This is a genomic window from Chelativorans sp. J32 (assembly GCF_000518985.1).
Classification (GTDB): domain Bacteria; phylum Pseudomonadota; class Alphaproteobacteria; order Rhizobiales; family Rhizobiaceae; genus Chelativorans.
Genome location: NZ_JAEQ01000006.1, coordinates 165057 through 184242, shown reverse-complemented (window position 1 = coordinate 184242; position 19186 = coordinate 165057). Strand labels below are relative to the sequence as shown.

Annotated in this window: 17 protein-coding genes; 2 read left to right on the top strand and 15 right to left on the bottom strand. The window is 62.8% G+C overall.

From position 1 onward, the window contains the following. Nucleotides 1-86 precede the first annotated feature (86 nt). The 5 genes from CHEJ32_RS0111085 to CHEJ32_RS0111065 form a co-directional block, all read right to left on the bottom strand. The gene (locus CHEJ32_RS0111085) at nucleotides 87-1778 is read right to left on the bottom strand and encodes an ABC transporter family substrate-binding protein (protein ID WP_084032767.1); all 1692 of its coding nucleotides are present in this window, start codon (nucleotides 1776-1778) and stop codon (nucleotides 87-89) included. A gap of 278 nt (nucleotides 1779-2056) precedes the next feature. After that, nucleotides 2057-2407, bottom strand: coding sequence for a RidA family protein (locus tag CHEJ32_RS0111080; RefSeq protein WP_028033945.1), 351 nt, complete (start codon nucleotides 2405-2407; stop codon nucleotides 2057-2059). A 58-nt stretch (nucleotides 2408-2465) separates the two neighbouring features. Continuing rightward, nucleotides 2466-3851 carry an NAD(P)/FAD-dependent oxidoreductase gene (locus CHEJ32_RS0111075; protein WP_028033944.1) on the bottom strand — a complete coding sequence of 462 codons (1386 nt, stop codon included), beginning with the start codon at nucleotides 3849-3851 and terminating at the stop codon, nucleotides 2466-2468. After that, nucleotides 3848-4147 carry a (2Fe-2S)-binding protein gene (locus CHEJ32_RS0111070; RefSeq protein ID WP_028033943.1) on the bottom strand — a complete coding sequence of 100 codons (300 nt, stop codon included), beginning with the start codon at nucleotides 4145-4147 and terminating at the stop codon, nucleotides 3848-3850. The genes CHEJ32_RS0111075 and CHEJ32_RS0111070 overlap by 4 nt, the downstream gene beginning before the upstream one ends. Next, nucleotides 4119-5249: an FAD-binding oxidoreductase gene (locus tag CHEJ32_RS0111065; protein ID WP_028033942.1), complete on the bottom strand. Its 1131-nt coding sequence runs from the start codon at nucleotides 5247-5249 to the stop codon at nucleotides 4119-4121. The genes CHEJ32_RS0111070 and CHEJ32_RS0111065 overlap by 29 nt, the downstream gene beginning before the upstream one ends. A 267-nt stretch (nucleotides 5250-5516) precedes the next feature. Between CHEJ32_RS0111065 and CHEJ32_RS0111060 the strand changes: the two genes are divergently transcribed. Further along, nucleotides 5517-6893: an MATE family efflux transporter gene (locus CHEJ32_RS0111060; protein WP_084032766.1), complete on the top strand. Its 1377-nt coding sequence runs from the start codon at nucleotides 5517-5519 to the stop codon at nucleotides 6891-6893. 134 nt (nucleotides 6894-7027) lie between these two features. Continuing rightward, nucleotides 7028-7813, top strand: a complete 786-nt coding sequence (locus CHEJ32_RS0111055; protein WP_034658247.1) for an IclR family transcriptional regulator — start codon at nucleotides 7028-7030, stop codon at nucleotides 7811-7813. An 18-nt stretch (nucleotides 7814-7831) separates the two neighbouring features. On the opposite strand, the gene CHEJ32_RS0111050 is transcribed toward CHEJ32_RS0111055, so the two are convergent. The 10 genes from CHEJ32_RS0111050 to CHEJ32_RS0110995 all read right to left on the bottom strand — a co-directional run bounded on the left by CHEJ32_RS0111050 (nucleotide 7832) and on the right by CHEJ32_RS0110995 (nucleotide 19174). Further along, entirely contained in the window at nucleotides 7832-8671 is an 840-nt protein-coding gene (locus CHEJ32_RS0111050) for an amidohydrolase family protein (RefSeq protein WP_028033939.1), read from the bottom strand. 59 nt (nucleotides 8672-8730) lie between these two features. After that, entirely contained in the window at nucleotides 8731-9999 is a 1269-nt protein-coding gene (locus CHEJ32_RS0111045; protein ID WP_371179799.1) for an NAD(P)/FAD-dependent oxidoreductase, read from the bottom strand. 6 nt (nucleotides 10000-10005) lie between these two features. Beyond that, a complete protein-coding gene (locus CHEJ32_RS24450; protein WP_034658206.1) occupies nucleotides 10006-11463 on the bottom strand; it encodes a tripartite tricarboxylate transporter permease in 1458 nt (485 codons plus the stop codon). 14 nt (nucleotides 11464-11477) lie between these two features. Further along, nucleotides 11478-11951, bottom strand: coding sequence for a hypothetical protein (locus CHEJ32_RS0111035; RefSeq protein WP_028033937.1), 474 nt, complete (start codon nucleotides 11949-11951; stop codon nucleotides 11478-11480). A gap of 75 nt (nucleotides 11952-12026) precedes the next feature. Then, the gene (locus CHEJ32_RS26215; protein ID WP_051469601.1) at nucleotides 12027-12992 is read right to left on the bottom strand and encodes a tripartite tricarboxylate transporter substrate binding protein; all 966 of its coding nucleotides are present in this window, start codon (nucleotides 12990-12992) and stop codon (nucleotides 12027-12029) included. Nucleotides 12993-13060: 68 nt separating this feature from the next. Then, nucleotides 13061-14158 carry a dipeptidase gene (locus CHEJ32_RS0111020; RefSeq protein WP_028033935.1) on the bottom strand — a complete coding sequence of 366 codons (1098 nt, stop codon included), beginning with the start codon at nucleotides 14156-14158 and terminating at the stop codon, nucleotides 13061-13063. A gap of 130 nt (nucleotides 14159-14288) precedes the next feature. After that, entirely contained in the window at nucleotides 14289-15233 is a 945-nt protein-coding gene (locus CHEJ32_RS0111015) for a LysR family transcriptional regulator (protein ID WP_011581183.1), read from the bottom strand. A 191-nt stretch (nucleotides 15234-15424) separates the two neighbouring features. Then, nucleotides 15425-16510 carry a DUF917 domain-containing protein gene (locus tag CHEJ32_RS0111005; RefSeq protein WP_028033934.1) on the bottom strand — a complete coding sequence of 362 codons (1086 nt, stop codon included), beginning with the start codon at nucleotides 16508-16510 and terminating at the stop codon, nucleotides 15425-15427. Then, nucleotides 16507-17625: a DUF917 domain-containing protein gene (locus CHEJ32_RS0111000; protein ID WP_028033933.1), complete on the bottom strand. Its 1119-nt coding sequence runs from the start codon at nucleotides 17623-17625 to the stop codon at nucleotides 16507-16509. The genes CHEJ32_RS0111005 and CHEJ32_RS0111000 overlap by 4 nt, the downstream gene beginning before the upstream one ends. Beyond that, nucleotides 17618-19174 (bottom strand): hydantoinase/oxoprolinase N-terminal domain-containing protein, encoded by a 1557-nt coding sequence (locus tag CHEJ32_RS0110995; RefSeq protein ID WP_028033932.1) that lies wholly within the window; start codon nucleotides 19172-19174, stop codon nucleotides 17618-17620. Before CHEJ32_RS0110995 ends, CHEJ32_RS0111000 begins: the two co-directional genes overlap by 8 nt. Nucleotides 19175-19186 lie beyond the last annotated feature (12 nt).

Here is a 19186-nt window from a genome sequence, read left to right as displayed (position 1 = left end):
ACTCCCTGCAGCTTGGAAAATCATCGGCGGAACGATTTGGGTGAAGGGGCCGCCATGCCGGAAGCTGCCCGGCCCCTTCCGCCCATTCACTCCGCTAAACCCCATTCGGCCGTGTTGTAGGCCGGACCGAGTTGGTTCGGATTGTCGCGCAGGTTGAGGATCGCTTCCTTGTAGATCAGCGCCGTCGGCAACTGATAGATCGGGAATAGCGCCGCGTAATCCATCGCGAGCTCGTCGGCCTCGGACAGGATTGCGGCAGATTCCTCTATTGACGAGGCTGCCGCAGCCTTGCCGATGATCTCCTCGATTTTCGGATCATTGAAGCCAAAATAGTTCTGACCGGCATCCCTGAGGAAAATCTGCCCCGCCTTCACCGCGGGAAAGACCTGCTGCGAGAAATAGCTGAGGTAAAGGTCGAAATTGCCGCTCAGGAGATAGTCGGCGGTGGCGTTCGGGCCGGTCAACAAATCCGTCTTGAGGCCGAGCGGGGCGATATAGCCTGTGATCAGTCGTGCCATGTCGTTGGCCGCCGGATAGCCGGGCGGAAAGCCAAGCCGAAGCGTGGATACAGGCTTGCCGGAGGGATCCAGCAGACTGCCTCCGCTGAGCTTGTAGCCCGCCTCGGAGAGGATCCCCTTCGCCTTCTCCACGTCCCCCGTACCGTAGCCGCGCGCTCCCCTGCGGTCGGCATAACCTGCCTGGTTGGGCAGGAACATCACGCTGCCCATATGGGGCCAGTTGCGCAAATACGGATCAGCGGTCTTGGCCTTCAGGTCACCGGCGTCGATAGCCGTCAAAACCGCCTTGCGCAGCGCGATGTCGGACATCGGGCCGGCTTTGGAGTTGAGGCCCATGAAATACCAGTTGGCGGACGGATTCATCTGGAAATCGATGCCGAGATAATCGAGGCGCGCCGCCTGCTCGACCATGTCCTGGGTGGCGCCCTGCGGATAGATCACATCGACCTCGCCGTTTTCGAGCGCCGTCAGCTGCTGAGTTGAATCGGTGATGATCCGGAATTTCAGCTTGTCCAGATAAGGCCCTTTTTCGCCATACCATTTCGGATTTGGCACAAGCGTGACGAGTTGCCCCGGATCGAACGACTCGACCATGTAGGGTCCGCCCGACCAGGCCGGCACCTCATTGGAGAGGAAGTTGTTGTAGCTCTCCGCGATGTCGCCGTGCTTCTCGGCTAGATGAGCCGGATAGAGGAACATGAAAAGTCCTTGCCAGCCCACGAACGGCTCGCTGAATGTCGCCGTCACGACCTTTCCGGTCTCGTCCTGCTCGAGCGTTTCGATGAAGTCGTGGCCATCGCTCGCATTGATCAGGCATTCCGGGCAGTCGCGGCGGTTTTGCGTCTTCCAGAAATAGATGAAGTCGTCGCCCGTGATCGGGACGCCGTCGCTCCACACCGCATCTTCCCTGATCCTGTAGACCACGGTTTGGGGATCGGTCGATGTAAGCTCGGCGCTCTCCAGGAGGTCGGTGTTCATCTTCAGGGTGAAGTCCGGCTGCACCATGAAGGCCGACGGAACGATTGGCAGCGTCACCGTGCGGACCACGGCGTTGTTGCCGAGGGCCGAGGTGACGTTCCAGTTGGTGATGTCGCGCGTGACGGTGAAGGTAACCTCACCGCCCTTTCCGGGCGTGCCCGGATTGACGGTCGTGATCGACTCCCCGGTGACCAAATTGTCCTGAGCAAGGACAGCGGCTGGCGCCGTAAACACTACCAATGCGGATAGAATTGTTGTTAGACCATGTAGTCGGATGTTCATGTATTACTCCCATCCATACGAGTACATATTTCTATTAACCCGATGCAAATCGGACCCGAATTGAGATTTTTTGTTGTACGACTTCTTAATACCGGATCACGACTGCGAGTGTTCCCCGTATTGTTTTTCAACACAATACGTTCTTTGCTGCGTTTTACTGTTGCTTGTTTTGCAGCACGGCAAGCAGAGTTTCGTGAGATGACCGCCCTGTCAATGGAGCCACGGCTGGATTCCCGCATCGTAGGACCAGGCAGCCATTGACCGGCGGACCCGGATTCCTACGCAGTCTTGGCTGCGGACACGACCACCTCGATCAGGACGTTTTCGCCGAGGTCAGCGACGCCGATGGTCGCACGGGTGGGCAAAAGCTCACCGGGCAGCCATTCGAGCCAGGCCTCGTTCATTCCTTCCTTCTGCGAGAAATCGGAGATGTAGATCATCGCCGTGAGCAGATGCGCCTTTGAGGAGCCCACCTTTTGCAGCAGTTCGTCGATCTTGCGGCAGATCTGCTGTGTCTGGCCCTTCATGTCGACGCTCAGGTCATCGGCAATAAGGCCGCCAAAATAGAGCACCCCGTTGTGCTCGACGACCCGATGGTTGATGCGTGTCTGCATGTGACGCTTGATCATAACCTTCTCCTTATTGTTCGCTGGTGTTGATGGAAATTGCAGATTCAGCAGCACGGCCCTAGTCCAGGGGCTGGCCCTCCGCCGCCGGCGCCAGGCCCGCTATTTCGGCTACGGAGAGTGGCTTAAGCGGGGGGCGGATGCGGTAGTACCCAACAGCGTCCTGCCGGGTCCGGCGCGCCGCTGCGATGACTTCCGTGACCACGGGGCCGCAGATGCGGCCTTGGCACGGCCCCATGCCGCACCGCAGGAAGGCCTTTGCCTGATTTGGCCCGGGCGCCCCAAGCGCCACGGCTTCGCGGATCTGTCCGGCGGTTACTTCTTCACAGCGGCACACGAGCGTATCATCCGCGGGCATAAGCACTTCATCGGAGGGCGCATAGAGCGCCTCCAGGAAGGGGCGGATCGCCCGATCGCGCGCGAGCCTCGCCATTACGGACCGGGCTTCGCCCGTAGTAGCCTTGCCCGCCCTGGCGGCGATCCGCAGGGCCGCGAGCCTCCCTCCGAGAGCGGCGGAAACGGCGCCGCCGATTCCTGCTCCGTCCCCGGTGACGTAGACATTCTGGATGCTCGTTTCGCCGAACGGATCCAGCCTAGGCACGAAACAGCGCTGACTTGCGCTCCAATCCTGCTCGCAACCGAGGAGGCGCGTGATCTGCTGGTTGGGTATCACGCCCTGGTGCAGGCCCACGGTGCCCGCCGAAATGCGATGGCGCTGGCCTTTGATCGTGAAGCTGACGGCTTCCGCCGCCTCGCGGCCCTCGATCGCAACCGCCTGCGCATGACGATAGACCGGCACGCCCGCGCGGGCGAGCTGCCGGATCATGGCCAAGCCTTTCCTCAGATAGGCCGGAGCGCGCAACGCCCCGAAGAAATGCGGCAGCGCCCGGCGGAGCGCGCCAGGCGCTGCGGTCTCGACGACCGCTCTGGGAGGCGATCCAGCCTCCGTCATTTGCTGTGCCACCAGGAAAAGGAGAGGGCCACAGCCGACCAATACCGTATCGTCACTGACGAGCCCGTGCGCCTTAAGCAGGATCTGCAACGCGCCGGCCGTCATCACGCCCGGCAGAGTCCAGCCCGGCAAAGGCGTGGCGCGCTCCATGGCACCCGTGGCTATGATCACCGATCCCGCAGTGACTTCGCCACTGCCAGTCGCGCCGCTGTAGTTGATACGGAGCGACGCATCGACATTCCAGACAATCGTGCCTGGCATGTAGACCGCGGAACTCGTCCTGAAAGCCTCGGCAAGAGCTCTACCCGTGGCATAATCTTCACCCATCAGCGCCAGCCGCCCCGCATCCGCCCGCTCGATGGCGCGATAGATCTGCCCGCCAGGCGCGTCCTGCTCATCGAAGACGACTACGGAAAAGCCGGCGCGAGATGCCTCCACCGCCGCGGCCATACCCGCGGGACCGGCGCCGATTATCGCGACATCATATGCGCTCATATGCTTCCCACCCGCGCCGCGCCGCGCTGACGGCGCACCCGCATATCCGGCAGCACCTTCACCATGCAGGCCTGCCGGTTAGGTATCCCGTCGATCTCCACCAGGCATTCGAAGCACACGCCCATGAGGCAGAAGGGCCCGCGTTCGGACGCTGAAACCGCCGTGCTGCGCAAGACCCTTTCGCCGGCAAGCAGCAGCGCGGCCGCCACGGTATCGCCGTCCTCCGCCTCGAGTCTGTGCCCTTCGAAATCGAAAGAAAGCCTTGCCTTACGCGACGTCGCGATGCGCTTGAACATCAAACCTCCCTGCGCTGAAGGCGGCGAATTCCTCATCAAGGCGGCCGCGCGCGATCATCGGCGCGAGCGCCAGCGCATGAGCGCCTGCCAGAGTGACGCCGGAATGGCAGTTCACCACGAAGGCGCCCGGATGAGTCCGCGATTGCTCGTAGATGGGAAACCCGTCGCCGGACATGACGCGGAGCGCGGCCCAGGCCCGCACGACCTGCAGCTTTCTGAGAAATGGAAAGGTGCGGGCGGCGCGTCTGGCAATCTCCGCCATGACGTTTGGCCGCGACGCGGTATCGAAGCCCGAGTCTTCGTAGCTGTCTCCCATGAGGAATGTACCTTCCTCCGTCTGCCGAACGAAGGCGGTTGGCATAGGCAGGACCGTCGCTGCGCGCTCCGTGACAAGAATCTGCCCCTTGAGCGGAGAGACCGGCGCGCTGAGCCCTACCATTGGCGCGAGCGCGCGGTTAGCAAGGCCAGCGGCGAGCACCACTCTCTCCGCCGCGAACACCCCGGCGGCGGTCGTGACGCGATAACCCGAGCCGTCCCTTGCTATCGCGGTCACACGGGCATCGGCATGATAGCGTCCGCGCCCTTGCAGGAGCCCAGCATGCAGCGCTCGCAAGAGGTGAAGCGGGCTCGCATGGCCGTCGTGCGGGGACCACGAGCCGCCAATGACCGCTTCACCCAAGCCGGGGAGCATCTCGGCAAGCTCGCGGCGGTCGAGGACCCTTGCTTCATAGCGCTCCGGCCCATGCACTTGCCGCATCCGTTCGATGAGATTGGTACGGGCCTGCAGTTCCTCCTCAGAAAGGCAGGTATGCACTCCTCCAGCCTTGTAATAGTGCGGCGATACGCCGGTCTCCCCGGCGAGCTCTCCGGCGAATTCCGGCCAGAGGTCGGCCGAGCGGCGTGTCCAACGCGCATACTCGGGCATGCCGTCGCCTTTCGACTGCACCCACACGAGCCCGAAATTGCCGCGGGACGCCCGAAAAGCCACATCCCCCTCGTCGAGGACGATGACGCCTTGCCCGATTTTCGCCAGCCCGTAGCTTATGGCGGCGCCAACCAAGCCGCCCCCGACGACGATCGTATCGGCATGCTGAACCGCCATGCTGCAGCCATCTCCGCTGGCACCGGCCGGTTGGCACGGCGCATGTCAGAAACCGGCTAAACTCAATCAACAGCGCAGTCGATAGCGCGCTGCAAGGATTCCCGCGATGCGGGAACAGATCGCGCCGCCTTCGACACACCGTGCAAAGTGGTCCAATCCTGAGTGAATGGGCAAAACGGCAGCGAGTGCGACTGATCGTATGACCGCATCCTGCTGCGCTGGGTGCGGCAGGGTGCGCCCGTTCAAAAGAAGCGGGAGCGCCGCCCGATGACAATTGACCAGCCACGGCTTGACCAGGGACCTTCCCCTGGTTCGCAGATGCCTGCCACCACCGTTACCCATGGCCAGGTGCTGAAGATTGCGTTGCCAATCACCCTGGCATCGATATCGACACCCCTGGTCGGCATCGTTGACACGGCAGTTGTCGGGCAGTTGGGGAACGAAGCCCTGATCGGCGGCATCGCTGCCGCCAACGTGATCATCAACCTCGTCTTCTTCACCTTCAACTTCCTGCGTTCCTCCACCACTGCCATGGTTTCGCAAGCGTTCGGGGCGGGACACGGGATAGAGATGCTCGCGCATGCGCTCCGCGCCATATGCTTGGCTTTCGCGGCAGGCCTCATCGCAGTGGCGCTGCAGTGGCCGATTGCCTATGCCGGCTTTTCACTGCTCGGCGTCGGCGAGGATGTAAGGGCAGCCGGAATGGTCTATTTCGGCATCCGCGTCTGGTCAGCACCGCTGCTGCTCGTCAATTATGCGCTGGTGGGCTGGCTCTTCGGCCAGGGCTCTTTTCTGCCGGGCCTTGCCCTCCAGGCTGTGCTCAACCTCGTCAACGCAATTCTCAGTATCGCCTTCGTCCTCCATTTCGATTGGGGTGTTGCCGGCGCGGCGCTGGCGACGGTGGCCGCAGAGACGGCCACCGCTCTCGCCGGCGGCATTCTGATAGCGCGCGCTCTTCATGGAAAGGCACGGGCAGTGCTTTCAGCCGTGCCGGACATGCGCCAACTGAAGCGGATACTCAGCATCAATGCAGACATTCTTCTGCGATCCATGATTCTCTTTTTCAGCATCGCCCTCTTCACGCGGGAGAGCGCCGCTTTCGGTACGGCGGTGCTCGCAGCCAACGTCGTGCTGATGAACCTCTTCTATTTTTCCGGCGCGATGATCCAAGGGCTTGCCGTCGCCGCCCAGCACCTTGCCGGAAGGGCGGTGGGCGGGTGTGACCGCGTCATGTTCGAAACATCGGTAAACCTCTCCGTCTTCTGGAGCGTTGCGACGGGCTTTGCTGTGGCGGCGGTCTATCTCCTCGTTCAAGACCCGATCATCGCGCTCATGACGGCAAGTCCTGATGTACGTGCGCTCGCTCACGCCTATTTTCACTGGGCGCTACTGACTGCCCCGCTCGGCAGTCTTGCCTTCGTCATGGATGGGGTCTTCATAGGTGCGACCTGGGCGCGCGACATCCGCAACATGATGCTCGTCGCTTCGGCCTGCTACCTGCTGCTCATCTTCACCCTTATCCCCTGGCTCGGCAACGATGGACTATGGATCGCCTTCCTCGCGTTCCTCGCCGTACGCGGTTTCACGCTTCGTTGGCGCATGAACCGGCTGATGTCACGCACCTTTCCGCTCCCCTCGCGATAGCCGTCAGCGGAAGCCCCCCGGCGGAATTTCTTTCTGTATGCAATTAAAAATATTGATTTGAATGTAGAAGTGTACTTTACTGAGGTGGTACCGATACCCGAGAGTTGGAAGCATTCTACGGAGGCATCGACGCGATGGGTGCACCGGAATTCCCTGAGGAGGCCACCTCCAATGAACGGCTGGGGACCGTTCAATCCGTCGAACGCGCCATCTCCCTCCTGGAGGTGCTGGCGGAACACGGATCGGGAATGCGCCTGAGGGAGATCACCGCGGTCGCAGAGCTTTCCCGTTCGACCACTCACAGGCTGCTCACCACATTGGAAAAGCGGCATTTCGTGCAGTTCAATCGGCATGATGGACGCTGGTATATCGGCCGCCAGGCCTATTTGGTGGCGAGCGCCTTCGTTCATAAGCGGGCCTTCGTCGCCTCCGCCATCCCATACATGCGCAGGCTCAGGGACCTGACGCATGAGACCGCCAATCTCGGCATTGCCGAAGGCCACGATGTGGTCGTTCTGGCGCAGATCGAGAGCCGCGAGGCAAGACTTTCGGTGGCCAAGGTGGGCGGCCGCATGCCCATCCACTGTTCGGGAATGGGCAAGGCCATCCTCGCCGCCTATCCGGAGAAAGAGGTCAGAGCCGTCATCGCAAATATGGCGGCGAGCACGGATGCCCTGGGCCCCTGCTACAGTGACGACCTGCATGTCACCAGGCGACGCGCCTACGCCATCGACGACGAAGGCTTGGCCCGGGGCGTGCGGTGCGTCGCCTCCGTGGTTTACGGTGCCAACAGCGAACCTCTCTGCGCCATCTCCGTCTCCGGTCATGTCAGCCGCCTGACGGACGAGCGCATCGAAGCGGTTGGCCCGCTCGTGTCGTCTGTCGCGCAGGAATTGACGGGAGCGCTCGGCGGACGCTGAGCCACCGGAAAGATGCCATCACAGCCCCAACAATGCTGCGGCATTGCGGAAGAAAATGCGCTCGAGCACCTCCGGACGGAAACCGATTTGCTGCACGCTCTTGACGGCTCGGTCCAGCGCAAGCACGGGATAGGAGCTGCCGAAGAGCAACCGGTCGCTGAGGAAGCCGTTTGCAGCGCGGACATATTCCTCGAACCCCGGCATGCGGCCGGCCAGATACATGTCTGGACACAGATACACGTTTTGCCGGCGCAGGCACACATGCAGGATTTGCAGCACCCATGGCCAGCTGCCATGCAACGACACCAGCTTGAGACGCGGGAAATCGGCCGCAACACGATCGAGGTGCTCGGGATTTGTGAAGCTCAGGTCCGGTCCCGCATTTCCTCCGGCCATGATGAAAAGCGGGATGCCTGCGTCCTCGCAATGGCTATAGAAGGGGTAGATGCGCCTGTCGTCGATCGCCAGCGCGTTTCCCAGCAATCCCGGTTCAATGAGTGCGCCTTTGAAGCCGTCGCGCATGGCGCGGTCAATCTCCGCCGATGCCTCGGCCGCCTTGCCAGGATCCACCACTGCAAGGCCCACGAACCTGTCCGGCCACAGCCGGCAAAGCTCACGGACGCTGGCGTTGCTCACGTTCCCCAAACCGGGCGAAATACGGCCCGCCGCCAGCCCCATTCCAACTCCGGCCGCATCCATCTCCGTAAACAGTAGTTCCATCGAGGCTTCCGCAAGCGACGCGGGCGCCTCCAGGCCCATTTCAGCTGCCATCCGCGTGATCCGCGGCACGTCGGTGAAGTAGCTGGTGGTAAGAAACTCTCCGAAGGGAGGTCTAAGGCGGCAATCAAAGATGCGCATTCGAGACGTTCCGATCTTTATCAGGAGGTGGTGGCAGTCGCCGCAAAAAGCGAGGCGGCTCAGAAGCGCGATTGGCTGAAAGGCGCGATATCGATGGATGTCGGGCGGCCGGCGATCATTTCCGCGACCAGTTTGCCCGTCATCGGTCCGCCGCACATGCCCACATGCCCATGTCCGAAGGCGTAGACGATGCCCGGCGAAGCTTTCGACCGGCCAATCACCGGAAGAGAATCCGGCAGGCTGGGGCGAAATCCCATCCACTTGGACATTTCCGATTCCGGGTAGTCCTCGCGCAAGGCGGGAAACAGCGCCCTTGCAGGACGCAGCAGGCGGCGCGCACGATCCATGTTGGGCGGTCTATCGAGGCCCGCGAACTCGACAGTTCCCGCTATCCGCAGCCCCGCCTGCATCGGCGTTGCAACGAATTTATGCATGGCCTCGAGGACGGGCACCCTGGGCATCGCCTCCGGCGACTTGAGCATCAGGTGATAGCCCCGTTCGGTGTCGAGCGGGATCTTCTCACCCAACCGGGCGGCAAGCCGCGCGGACCGGGCGCCGGCGGCGATCACGGCGAAATCGCAGGCCACCTCGCCCCTATCGGTCACCACCGCTCTAATGGCCGATCCGTCGCGCCTGAAATCCTCCACGCTCGCCTTGAAATGCCGCCCGCCGGCTTTTTCCACCGCCCTCGCCAAATGCTGAACGAGGCCTTGCGGATCGACGGTATGGCCGTTCCCGGGCACGAAAAGCGCGGCGTGGTAGTCGGGCGAGAGCGCCGGATCGAACGCATTGATTTCAGGGCCTTCAAGGATATCGAAGGCGATCCCGTGCCGGCGCCGTAGCTCCCAGCCATAGGCATCGCCGCGGAGCGCGGCCTCGGTTCGATAGACATAGAGAAAGCCGTCGCGCCGGATGAGATGCGTTGCTTCAGCCTGCTTCGCCAACGGCATCAGACAGTCGAAAACGGGACCGAGGAGGCCCGCCAGTGCCGCTGCCTGCTTGTCCACCCGCTCGCGCCGGCCGGAACGGATGAAGCGCAGGAGCCAGGGCGCCAGCTTCGGCAGATATCCCCAGTGGATCGCGAGGGGACCATGGGGATTGAGCAGATAGCCCGGCACATGGCGCAGCACGCCGGGCATTGCCATGGGCACCACGGAGGCAGGGCTGAAGGCGCCGGCATTCCCGTAGGAAGCGCCGCTGCCCGGCGGATTGGGATCGATAAGCGTGACGTCGTAGCCTTCCCTTTGCAGCCAGAGGGCGCTGCACACGCCCACAATGCCCGCTCCCACGACAGCTACGTTCTGCTTTTTCCCATTTTGCATTTCCATCGGACCCTATTCGATAGCGCGCCAGAGGCGGCGGCTGAACCAGAGCGAGAGCGCCGCAAGGACGATGAACATCCAGAAGAGCGGCCGCTCCAAAAGCACAAGGGGGGAGAGCTCGATGACCTGGCGGGCCGAGCTCTCGAGCATCGGTCCCAGCACATAGGCCAGCACCAAAGGCGCCAGCGGCCATTTGGCCCGCGTCAGCAACCAGCCCAGGAAGCCGAAGACGACGCACACCCAGAGATCGAACATGCTGTTGCGCACGCTGAAAGCGCCCACCAGGCAAAGGACCATCACCGCCGGCGTGAGGATCGCCTTTGGAATCGCGGCGATGCGGACCCAGACGCCCACGAGGGGAAGGTTGAGGACGAGGAGGATCACATTGGCAACGAAGAAGCTGCCGATGACGGTCCACACAAAATCGGCTTGCGCTATGAACAGCATCGGCCCCGGCGCGAGGCCATAGACGGTCAGGGCGCCCAGGATCAGCGCCATGGTGGGTCCGGTGGGGACGCCCAGCGCCATCAGCGGCAGCAGATTGCCCATCGCCGCCGCATTGTTCGAGGCCTCGGCCGCCGCAACGCCGGCCACCGCGCCCTTGCCGAACTTTTCCGGCGTTTTGGAAAAGTGCTTTTCGAGAGTATAGGCGAGGAAGGACAGAACCGAAGGCAGCATGCCCGGCAGCAGGCCGAGAGGAAACGACAGGGCTGTCGCCCGCGCCCCTGCAGCCAGCCCGAGGGCGCATTCCTCCCGGCTGGGCATGAGCTTGTCGATCCTGACCTTGCTGAAATGTCCGGTCTCCTCCTCATAGATGCGCAGCATCTCGCCCAGGCCGAAGAGGCCGATCATCACGGGCACGATATTGAAGCCTTGCTGCAGCGCGGTCGTGCCGAAGGTCAGGCGCGCCAGCCCGGCGGCCTCGTCATAGCCCACCGAAACGAGGATCAGGCCGACCACGGCGATGATGGCGCCGCGAAGCAGCGAGCGTCCTGAAAGGGCGGCGATCGCGGTCAGGCTGAATATGCTAAGTCCCAGATACTCCGCCGGGCCGAAACCGAGCGCCAGGCGCGCCGTGGAAGGGCCGAGCGTCGCTACCAGGATCGTGCCGATGATACCGGCGAGGAAGGAAGCGATCGCGGCTATTGCAAGTGCCGGCCCCGCCCTCCCCTGCTTCGTCATCTCATAACCATCGATGGCGGTGACGATGGAGGAAACCTCTCCGGGAACCTTCATCAGGATCGCAGTCGTCGACCCGCCATACATCGAGCCGTAGTAGATGGAGATCAACGCGATGATCATCCCCTCCGGCGGCAGATAGACCGTGAACGGGAAGAGAATGGCAACCGCGGAAACGGCCCCGATGCCGGGCAGAACGCCGACGATCGTGCCGATCAGGCATCCCATGAAGGCAAACGCCAGGTTCTGGGGAGAACAGGCGGCGAGGATACCGGCTAGAAAGGCGTCCATGTGCGGCTCCGTTCCTACCAAAGAATCCAGGTGGAAAAATAGCCGCGTGGGAGGCTGATCATCAGCGTGGTCCAGAGCCAGGTGGAGGCGGTTGCAAAGATGGCCGCTACCGCCAGGCTGCTTGCCATTCGGTACCCACCCAGCAGTCGCATATAGGCGGCAACCACGATAAGCGTGCTGATGATATAACCGAGGCCATGAAGCGAAGCGGCATATGCAACGAGCAGGCCATAGCCGATCGCCGTGTTCCGATTGCCCTCGGAAATCCGCCAGTTCTCCGCCAGCGGCTTCAAGGCATAGAAAAGCGTCAGGATGATGAGGAGCAGGCCGAGAAGAATCTCGTAGCCGCCCACTTCGAGCGCGCGCAGATGCCGCGTGACCAGGACGAAGCGGATTCCGTCGCCGGTCACCACCGCGCCAAGGAGCAGAAGAATGCCGATTTCGGCATTCTTCACCAGGCGCGAGCGCACGGTCTGCTCATCGGACATTGCGGTTGCTCCGCAAGTTGGGATCGACGGATGCAGGGGGGCGGCCGCAGCGATCCGCCTGCCCTCCTGACTCGTTCATCGCTTCGCCAGCGCGCGATATTCCTCCGCCTCATCGAGGATATAGGTGCGCGCCTCTTTCGCCGGCAGGAAACGCGGATAGAAGCCGATCGCTTCGATCTCCTTGCGGAAACTGTCGTCCCCGCTCATCTTCTGGACGACCTCATCGAGCCGGTTCAGCACCTCTTCAGGCAGACCGACCGGTCCCGAGAATCCGAAATAAGCGACGAAATCGACCGGATAGCCCGACTCGGCGAGGGTCGGAACATCGGGAAGCGCGGTGGCCCTTTCAGGACCGGCGATCGCCAGCACCTTGAGATCGCCCGATGAGATCAGCGGATTGATCGAGCCGCCGGACATCATCACGTGACCGCCCGCGACCGCAATGTTGCCGGGACCATTCCCGCTGTAGTCGACCGGCTTCACCGTCTGGGGATCGATGCCCGCCACGGAGAAAAGTCCTTGGGTTACGAGATCGGAATAGGTGGATCCACCAAGCCGGACATAAGTGAAGCTTCCGGGATTGTTCTTGATGAAGTCGACCATGTCGCTGACGCTGTTCCAGGGGGAATCGCCCTTGACCATGATGAGCGCGCCCTGGGCGGCCATGAGAGGGCCATAGGTGCGCGCCTCCAGATCGACCGGGTTGTCGGGTATGGTCGCCTTGATCGAGCTCGTCGCGGGTGTTTCCAGAAGAAGAGTATAGCCGTCGGGCGCTGCCCGCATCACCGCCTCGATCCCCGGCAGCTGGTTGCCGCCCGGCATGTTGACGACGTTCACCGGCACGCCCAGTTCGCGCGACATGATGCGCGCGGCGATGCGCGCGATCGCGTCCGACCCGCCGCCCGGAGCGTAGGCGACGATGATTTCGATCGCGCGCTCCGGCCAGGCCGCTTGGGCCGGCAACACGGAAAGGCCGGCCAGCGCCGATATGAACAACAGCGAAAAGCAGCGCCGCAGCCGGTTGAGAATGGATGTGTTCATCGCATTGTTCTCCTCACGAATTCCCCTTGTCGGTTTTTGTGACGGTCAGGTTAACCCTGCCTTCCCCTCTAGTCCTTCCACACTGCGCTGTAGACGCGCATCCAGTTTCCCCCGAGTATCTTTATGATATCGCCTTCGGCATAGCCGCGTTTGTGGAGCCCGCGGCTGAGGTTCAGCATTTTGGCATGGCTGTCCAAACCCGCCGGATAAGGATCGTAGCGATCGGTAGGCCCGACGCCGAACACCTCCGGATGACGCAGTCGCGTGGTGCGCAGCACCGAGTCGCGCGTAAGCTCCAGGGTACGCGCCAGATGGGAGGACATGTCGGAAGCAATTCCCACATGGTCTATGCCCATGATCTCGACGGCGTGGTCGATATGGTCGATGACGTCCTCGACGGTGGAGGGCTGCACGACATGCGTCTCCGGATCTCTCTTCACGAGGCAGGGGAAGAAGGGAATGCCTGCCAGTCCACCCGTGTCAGCCACCGCCTTTAACATGTCGTCGGGTTTATTGCGCCCGAAGGCGCGCGCAAGGGCATATGCACCCGAATGGCTGGCGACCACGGGCGCCTTGGAAAACTTCAGCGTGTCCCAGGATGTCGCCGGCCCGCAATGGGAGATGTCTAGCAGAATGCCGAGCTCGTTGCATTTGCTCACCACCTCGATGCCAAAATTGCTCAGCCCCGGATCGTTGCGCTCGCAACAGCCGGCGCCGATGAAGCCCAGATTGTTGTATGTCATCTGGAATACGCGCAGGCCCAGCTCGTAGAAAATCTCCAGATCGGCCAGCCGGTCTGCAATCGGCTTGGGATTTTGGAAGAAGGGAACCATGCCAATCTTGCCGTCCCGCTTGCAACGCTCGATATCGGCCGCACGCGTGCAAAGGGCCATCCGATCGCTATTGCGCGAAATGAGAGCCTTCAGGTTGCGGAAATTCGCGATCGCGCCGGAGAAATCGGTTTCGTCGGAAGAGAGCGTCGCGTTCCCGCCTGTCACGCCGCCCTTAAGGAAAGCGTCGATTTCCTCCTCGGGCGCCTTGTAGAAGCCGAGCATCGGGAAGGCACCGTCGAACACGATCGCCTTTTCATGCAGTCTAAGGATGTTCAAATCCTCATCGGCGGACAATTCGTAGTACGACATCACTCCCTCTTGCGGCTGCTGCATCTCGAATTCCGACCGGAACCCATATTGGAGTTCACTCCAAGCTGGAGCATTTCGCCAATGCATTGAGGCACGGGGTTATGCCTGAAGTGTATAGCCATCCTCCATTAGCGCAGCAAAAGTGCCCTCTGACCTATTCGGCAGCCGCCTTCTGAACGTTGACGCCGAGTTCGGTAATATATCGGCGGGTTTCCCGGAACAGCTCGCGGGCGGAAGGAGAGAGCGTATGCCCGCGCCTGAAATAGGCGCTGAACGAGCGGTGGATGAAGTTCCAAGGGCCGCGCAGCGCTACAAGCTCGCCGCTGAGCAGTTCGTCCCTTACGACCACGGATGGAATCGCGGAGATCCGGTCGGTGCTCTTCACCAGAGCGACGATCGCTGTAAAGAGCGTCGTTTCGACCGGGAACGCCGGCACGTCGTGTCCTTCGTTACGGAAGAAATTCTCCAGGCGGCTGCGCAGGTCGAGCCCCTCCGTAGGCAGGATCCATTTGCACTGGACGATATCGCGCACGGACAGGGACGAAAGCTTGGTAAGAGGATGGCCCGGGCGGGCAATGACCACGAGCGTGTCGGTGAAAAGTTCCTGCTGCAGGATGTCCCGCGCCTGCTCCTCGGGGCTCATGAGGGCCATGACGAAATCGTATTTGCCGCTCCGCAATCCCTCGAGCAGGGCGGGTTTGCGGTCCTCGACGAATTCGATGGTCAGATGCGGCCAGCGCGGGACAAACCGGGCAAGCACCTGCGGGACGATCTTGTTTGCCACCATGGCCGTCGAGCCGATGCAGATCTTGCCCGCGCCGGCTCCGGTGGCAGCCTCAATTTCCGCCAAGGCTTTCCTGAAGTCGCTCTCGATGCTCTGGAGGAAAGGGAGCATCGCTTTGGTGTATTCGGATGGCGTCACGCCATGTGCGGTTCGTTGAAGCAGAGGCACCCTCAGCCGGTCCTCCAGCCTTTTGATGCTTCTGGTCAGCGTGGGCTGGGTGGTGTTCAGCTCCTGAGCGGCCCGATTGATGCTGCCACACCGGACCACCGCCAGCAACTCCAAGAGCTGCGCCACGGGGATGCTTCTGAGGTTCATTGGCTCGCCTCCTCATGCTGGCAAGGAAACCAATGAAACCACAATTTCGCGCGGAGCGCGCCTTTCATCAGCAGGCCTCCCAGGCGCACCTTGATCGGGGTGGCGTTCACAGCCAGGAAGATCATCGTCAGGCCGCCATTATGATCGGGCGGATCAAGCACGTCGTCGGCGCCGATCCGGCGCCTCGGACATCAGGACAGGCTGTGTAACGGCGCGTATTCGTGATTGTAGCCGAAATAGGCGGGACCGACGAGATCGAGCCCGGCCGGCGTCCGCCACTGCTCGTCGCAGGGCAGGCCAATCATCGTCACGGCCAGGCCATAGCGGAGCTGCTCCGTGGTCACCGGAAGGCCTCCGTCGGCGTCGAGCGCACAGATCAGGTCGGGCGTTATCGCCATCGGGGCGCCATCGTCGCCTCGGCAAATCAGGAATTCGTTCTGGAAATCGACGCGGAAGCTCTTCCCCTCGTCCGCTTCCATCCCCTTGAATAGCGCCTGCCCGCGCGCAAATCCGCCTACGGTCCGCCGGTCTATATCGGCGACCCGGCCGGAAAACAGGCGCTTGCCGCCAAGACGCCTGATCAGCGCCTCTGCGGGATTGCGGTGTGCATTCCGCTCCGCCGATATCGTCTCGCCGATCTCCTTGATAAGCGACAGGGTGTGGCGAAGGATGCCGCGCTTCACCTCTGCCCCGCTCATCGGGTAGAGCGCCACCAGGGCCGCTCCCCCCATTTCCACGGTCTGGCATCGGGCGAGACGCTCCGTCCAGCGGTTGGAGATCGCGTTGATGATGGAGCTGTTGCCCTTGTCGTCGGCCAGCACCATGGGCGTTGCCGAAACGCTGTGCATGGTGAAGGACACCATTTGCAGTTCCGGGAAGGCCCGGCCCATCCCGTCGCCGTCGATCAGCGGCAGGCCGGTGGCGGAGGCGACGGCGAAGGGAATTGTCGAGTTGAGCCCGCCGGCCTCGATGCAGATCAGCGCGTCGGCCCTGCGCCCGAGAAAGGCCTCGAGCTGCGCCAGGGCGGAACCGGCCTCCGATCCGTTGGGTAGCTTCTCCACCATTACGGTCGGCGCGCCCATCATGCACACTGGCAGGCAAAGCCAGTCGTCCTCGACGTCGTCGGGCGAAATCACCGTCACCGGCCCCTTCTCCGCCATCACGGACTGCGCCATCAGCTTGCCGATATACGGGTCTCCACCGCCGCCCGTGCCTAGAAACGCACCGCCCGTCGCGATCGCTTCCATGTCCTGCGGCATCACCTGGAATGATGTCATCGAGCCACCCTCTCCCGTTCCTGCTCGCACATTGGCCTGTAATCGATCCCTTCAAGGCCGAATCCCTTGGGGCCGACCACCTCCAGCGCCGCTTCGGAGCGGAGCAACGGGTGGCATGGAAGGGCGAGAACGGCCACCCGCTGGCCATAGCGAAGCATCTCGGTGGTGATGGCCTCGCCGCTGTCCACGTCGAGAATCACGATGAGGTCGGGAACGACCACTTCGACCGCGCCATTGCGCAGGAACACGAGGTTTTCGTTCTGGATGAGAACCGAGCCCTCGTCTCCCTCGTACTGATCGAAGCCGGTAAGGTGCACCTTGCCTCTCACGAAGCCGCCGGCGATCGTACGGCTGACATCGGCGATCTTCCCCCGGAAGACCATTCTCCCATTTTCGCTCTCGCATATGGCGCAGATCGGATCAGCATGCGCGCGCCGCGCCGTCAGGACGGCTTCGCCGAGTGCCATGGCCCGGCTGTAAGAGCCGGGGATGGCGAACTGCTTCAGGAATTTTCCCGACATTGGCGCGCTTGCAAGCGTCGACGCGCCGCCCTGCGCCACGACGCAGGCCCGCGCCATGGTCTCGTGCCATTTTTCCGAGGCCGCGTGCTCGAAGATCACCACATTCCCATGCAGGTCGCACATCACGCTGGGCGTCGACCGATGGCCGTATATGGAGTAGGTCGTCATCTGCATCTCGGGGAAGGCGCGGCCCATCCCGTCGCAGTCGACGACGGGGAGCCCGGCCGCGGAAGCGGTGATCAGCGGCTCCATCGCGTTCTGCCCGCCGATCTCCTCGCAGGCGACCGCATCGACGGAAATGCCGAGCCGCTCTTCCAGCGCCCGGATGCATCTCAGTCCTTCCTTCCCCTCCTTGATCCGCTCATGCGAGACGAGCGGCGCGCCGATGCCGCCCAGGGAAACGACGACGGCATCGTCGGGAAGCGTCTCGAGCGGCACGATCCGCATCTTGAAGCCCTGCCGCAGCGCCTCGCGGGCGCGCAGCTTGCCGATATAGGGATTGCCACCGCCGCCGGTCCCGAGGATCGCGGCGCCGATCTCAAGCGCATCGATCTTCCGCTCGTCGAGAAGAAAGCCGCTCGTCCGTTCAAGCATGTACGCCATCCATCTCGCCGACCACCTTCACATGGATGCGGGTGGCATTGCCGGGAAGATACGCGAGCGGCACGTCCTCGCGTTCGATGACGGTGATGGTCGCCGGCGCGGCGCCGGAGCGCATCGCCTTCTCGCGCGCTTCCTCCTCCGCCTGTTTCAGGCAGGTCTCGCGGGTGAGCCCGTTGGCGAGCGAGAAGATGCGGTCCACCTCGCCGCTCACCTGCGCGATCGCAGCCCCCACCGCGTTGGCGACGGCGAAGTTCTCCGGACGGATTACGCGCAGGTCGCCGAGCCTCTCCGGCATGAGGATGGAGCCGCCGCCCACCGCGATCACCGGTATCGGCTCAGGCGAGATGCGGCTGCGCTCCACGCCCCGTTCCAGCATCTGAACGATCTCGGCCAGAGCCTCGCCGACGAGTTCGCCGGAAAGCGAGGCGACCGCTGCGGGATTGCCGATCGATGCGCGGCCGGCTGCGACGGCGATATCGGTCGCCGTCAGCGTTCCGCCGCCGAACACCAGCGCCTCCTTCGTGATGCGATAGCCCACGGATTGCGGCCCGACGCTTGTCGCTCCGCCTGTCCCGCGGACGAGCGAGCCACCGCCCAACCCGATGGAGAAGACGTCAGGCATGCGGAAATTAGTGCGTACACCGCCTATATCGACCACCGTCGATGCCTGGCGCGGGAAGCCGCGCTGGATAGCCCCTATGTCCGTGGTCGTACCGCCGATATCGACCACGATGGCATCGCTTTCCCCTGTGAGGAAGGCTGCCCCGCGCATCGAATTGGTGGGTCCGGATGCGAAGGTGAGGACCGGGAATTCCCGCACCATTTCGGCGCCCATCAGCGTGCCGTCGTTCTGGGTGATGAAGAAGGGGCAGCTGAGCCCTGCCGCCTGGAGCGCCCTTCCGAAGGCATCGACCGTGCGGCCGCTGAGCTCGAGCAGGCTGGCATTCATGATCGCCGCGCTCTCGCGTTCGAGCAAGCCGATGCGGCCGATATCGCTGGAGACGACCACTCGCAGGCCGGGGCAGCGCTTCATGAGGTGGTCGCGAGCCGCCGTCTCCATGGCCGCGTTGATCGGGCTGAAGACGGAGGTAATCGCTGCGGCCTTCAGTTCCTTGGCGCTTATGTCCGCGGCGATCCGGTCAAGCTCATCGATGTCGAGCGGAGCGATCTCGCGGCCGTCGAATTCATAGCCGCCGCGCACCAGGTAGCGATGCCCGCCGACGGTCTGGCGCAGATCCTCCGGCCAGTCCACCATCGGCGGCAGGCAGGCGGTGGCCGGCAGGCAGAGACGGATCGCCGCCACCGGATTGACGTGCTTGCGCTCGATCACGGCATTGGTGAAATGCGTGGTGCCGATCATCACATGCGTGATCTTCGAGCGCTCCACGGCGGCCTTGGAGATGGCCGCCTCCATCGCCTCGATCACGCCGCTCGTGACATCCTCGGTGGTCGCGGCTTTCACACCGGCAAGGACGGACCGGCCGGCCATGATGACCGCATCCGTGTTCGTCCCTCCGACATCGATTCCCAATCGGTACATCTGTCCTGGTCC

Bases quoted from the DNA above. Each gene is read 5' to 3' on its own strand.
- CHEJ32_RS0111085 (WP_084032767.1), bottom strand. From the start codon at position 1,778: ATGAACATCCGACTACATGGTCTAACAACAATTCTATCCGCATTGGTA.
- CHEJ32_RS0111080 (WP_028033945.1), bottom strand. From the start codon at position 2,407: ATGATCAAGCGTCACATGCAGACACGCATCAACCATCGGGTCGTCGAG.
- CHEJ32_RS0111075 (WP_028033944.1), bottom strand. From the start codon at position 3,851: ATGAGCGCATATGATGTCGCGATAATCGGCGCCGGTCCCGCGGGTATG.
- CHEJ32_RS0111070 (WP_028033943.1), bottom strand. From the start codon at position 4,147: ATGTTCAAGCGCATCGCGACGTCGCGTAAGGCAAGGCTTTCTTTCGAT.
- CHEJ32_RS0111065 (WP_028033942.1), bottom strand. From the start codon at position 5,249: ATGGCGGTTCAGCATGCCGATACGATCGTCGTCGGGGGCGGCTTGGTT.
- CHEJ32_RS0111060 (WP_084032766.1), top strand. From the start codon at position 5,517: ATGACAATTGACCAGCCACGGCTTGACCAGGGACCTTCCCCTGGTTCG.
- CHEJ32_RS0111055 (WP_034658247.1), top strand. From the start codon at position 7,028: ATGGGTGCACCGGAATTCCCTGAGGAGGCCACCTCCAATGAACGGCTG.
- CHEJ32_RS0111050 (WP_028033939.1), bottom strand. From the start codon at position 8,671: ATGCGCATCTTTGATTGCCGCCTTAGACCTCCCTTCGGAGAGTTTCTT.
- CHEJ32_RS0111045 (WP_371179799.1), bottom strand. From the start codon at position 9,999: ATGGAAATGCAAAATGGGAAAAAGCAGAACGTAGCTGTCGTGGGAGCG.
- CHEJ32_RS24450 (WP_034658206.1), bottom strand. From the start codon at position 11,463: ATGGACGCCTTTCTAGCCGGTATCCTCGCCGCCTGTTCTCCCCAGAAC.
- CHEJ32_RS0111035 (WP_028033937.1), bottom strand. From the start codon at position 11,951: ATGTCCGATGAGCAGACCGTGCGCTCGCGCCTGGTGAAGAATGCCGAA.
- CHEJ32_RS26215 (WP_051469601.1), bottom strand. From the start codon at position 12,992: ATGAACACATCCATTCTCAACCGGCTGCGGCGCTGCTTTTCGCTGTTG.
- CHEJ32_RS0111020 (WP_028033935.1), bottom strand. From the start codon at position 14,158: ATGCAGCAGCCGCAAGAGGGAGTGATGTCGTACTACGAATTGTCCGCC.
- CHEJ32_RS0111015 (WP_011581183.1), bottom strand. From the start codon at position 15,233: ATGAACCTCAGAAGCATCCCCGTGGCGCAGCTCTTGGAGTTGCTGGCG.
- CHEJ32_RS0111005 (WP_028033934.1), bottom strand. From the start codon at position 16,510: ATGACATCATTCCAGGTGATGCCGCAGGACATGGAAGCGATCGCGACG.
- CHEJ32_RS0111000 (WP_028033933.1), bottom strand. From the start codon at position 17,625: ATGCTTGAACGGACGAGCGGCTTTCTTCTCGACGAGCGGAAGATCGAT.
- CHEJ32_RS0110995 (WP_028033932.1), bottom strand. From the start codon at position 19,174: ATGTACCGATTGGGAATCGATGTCGGAGGGACGAACACGGATGCGGTC.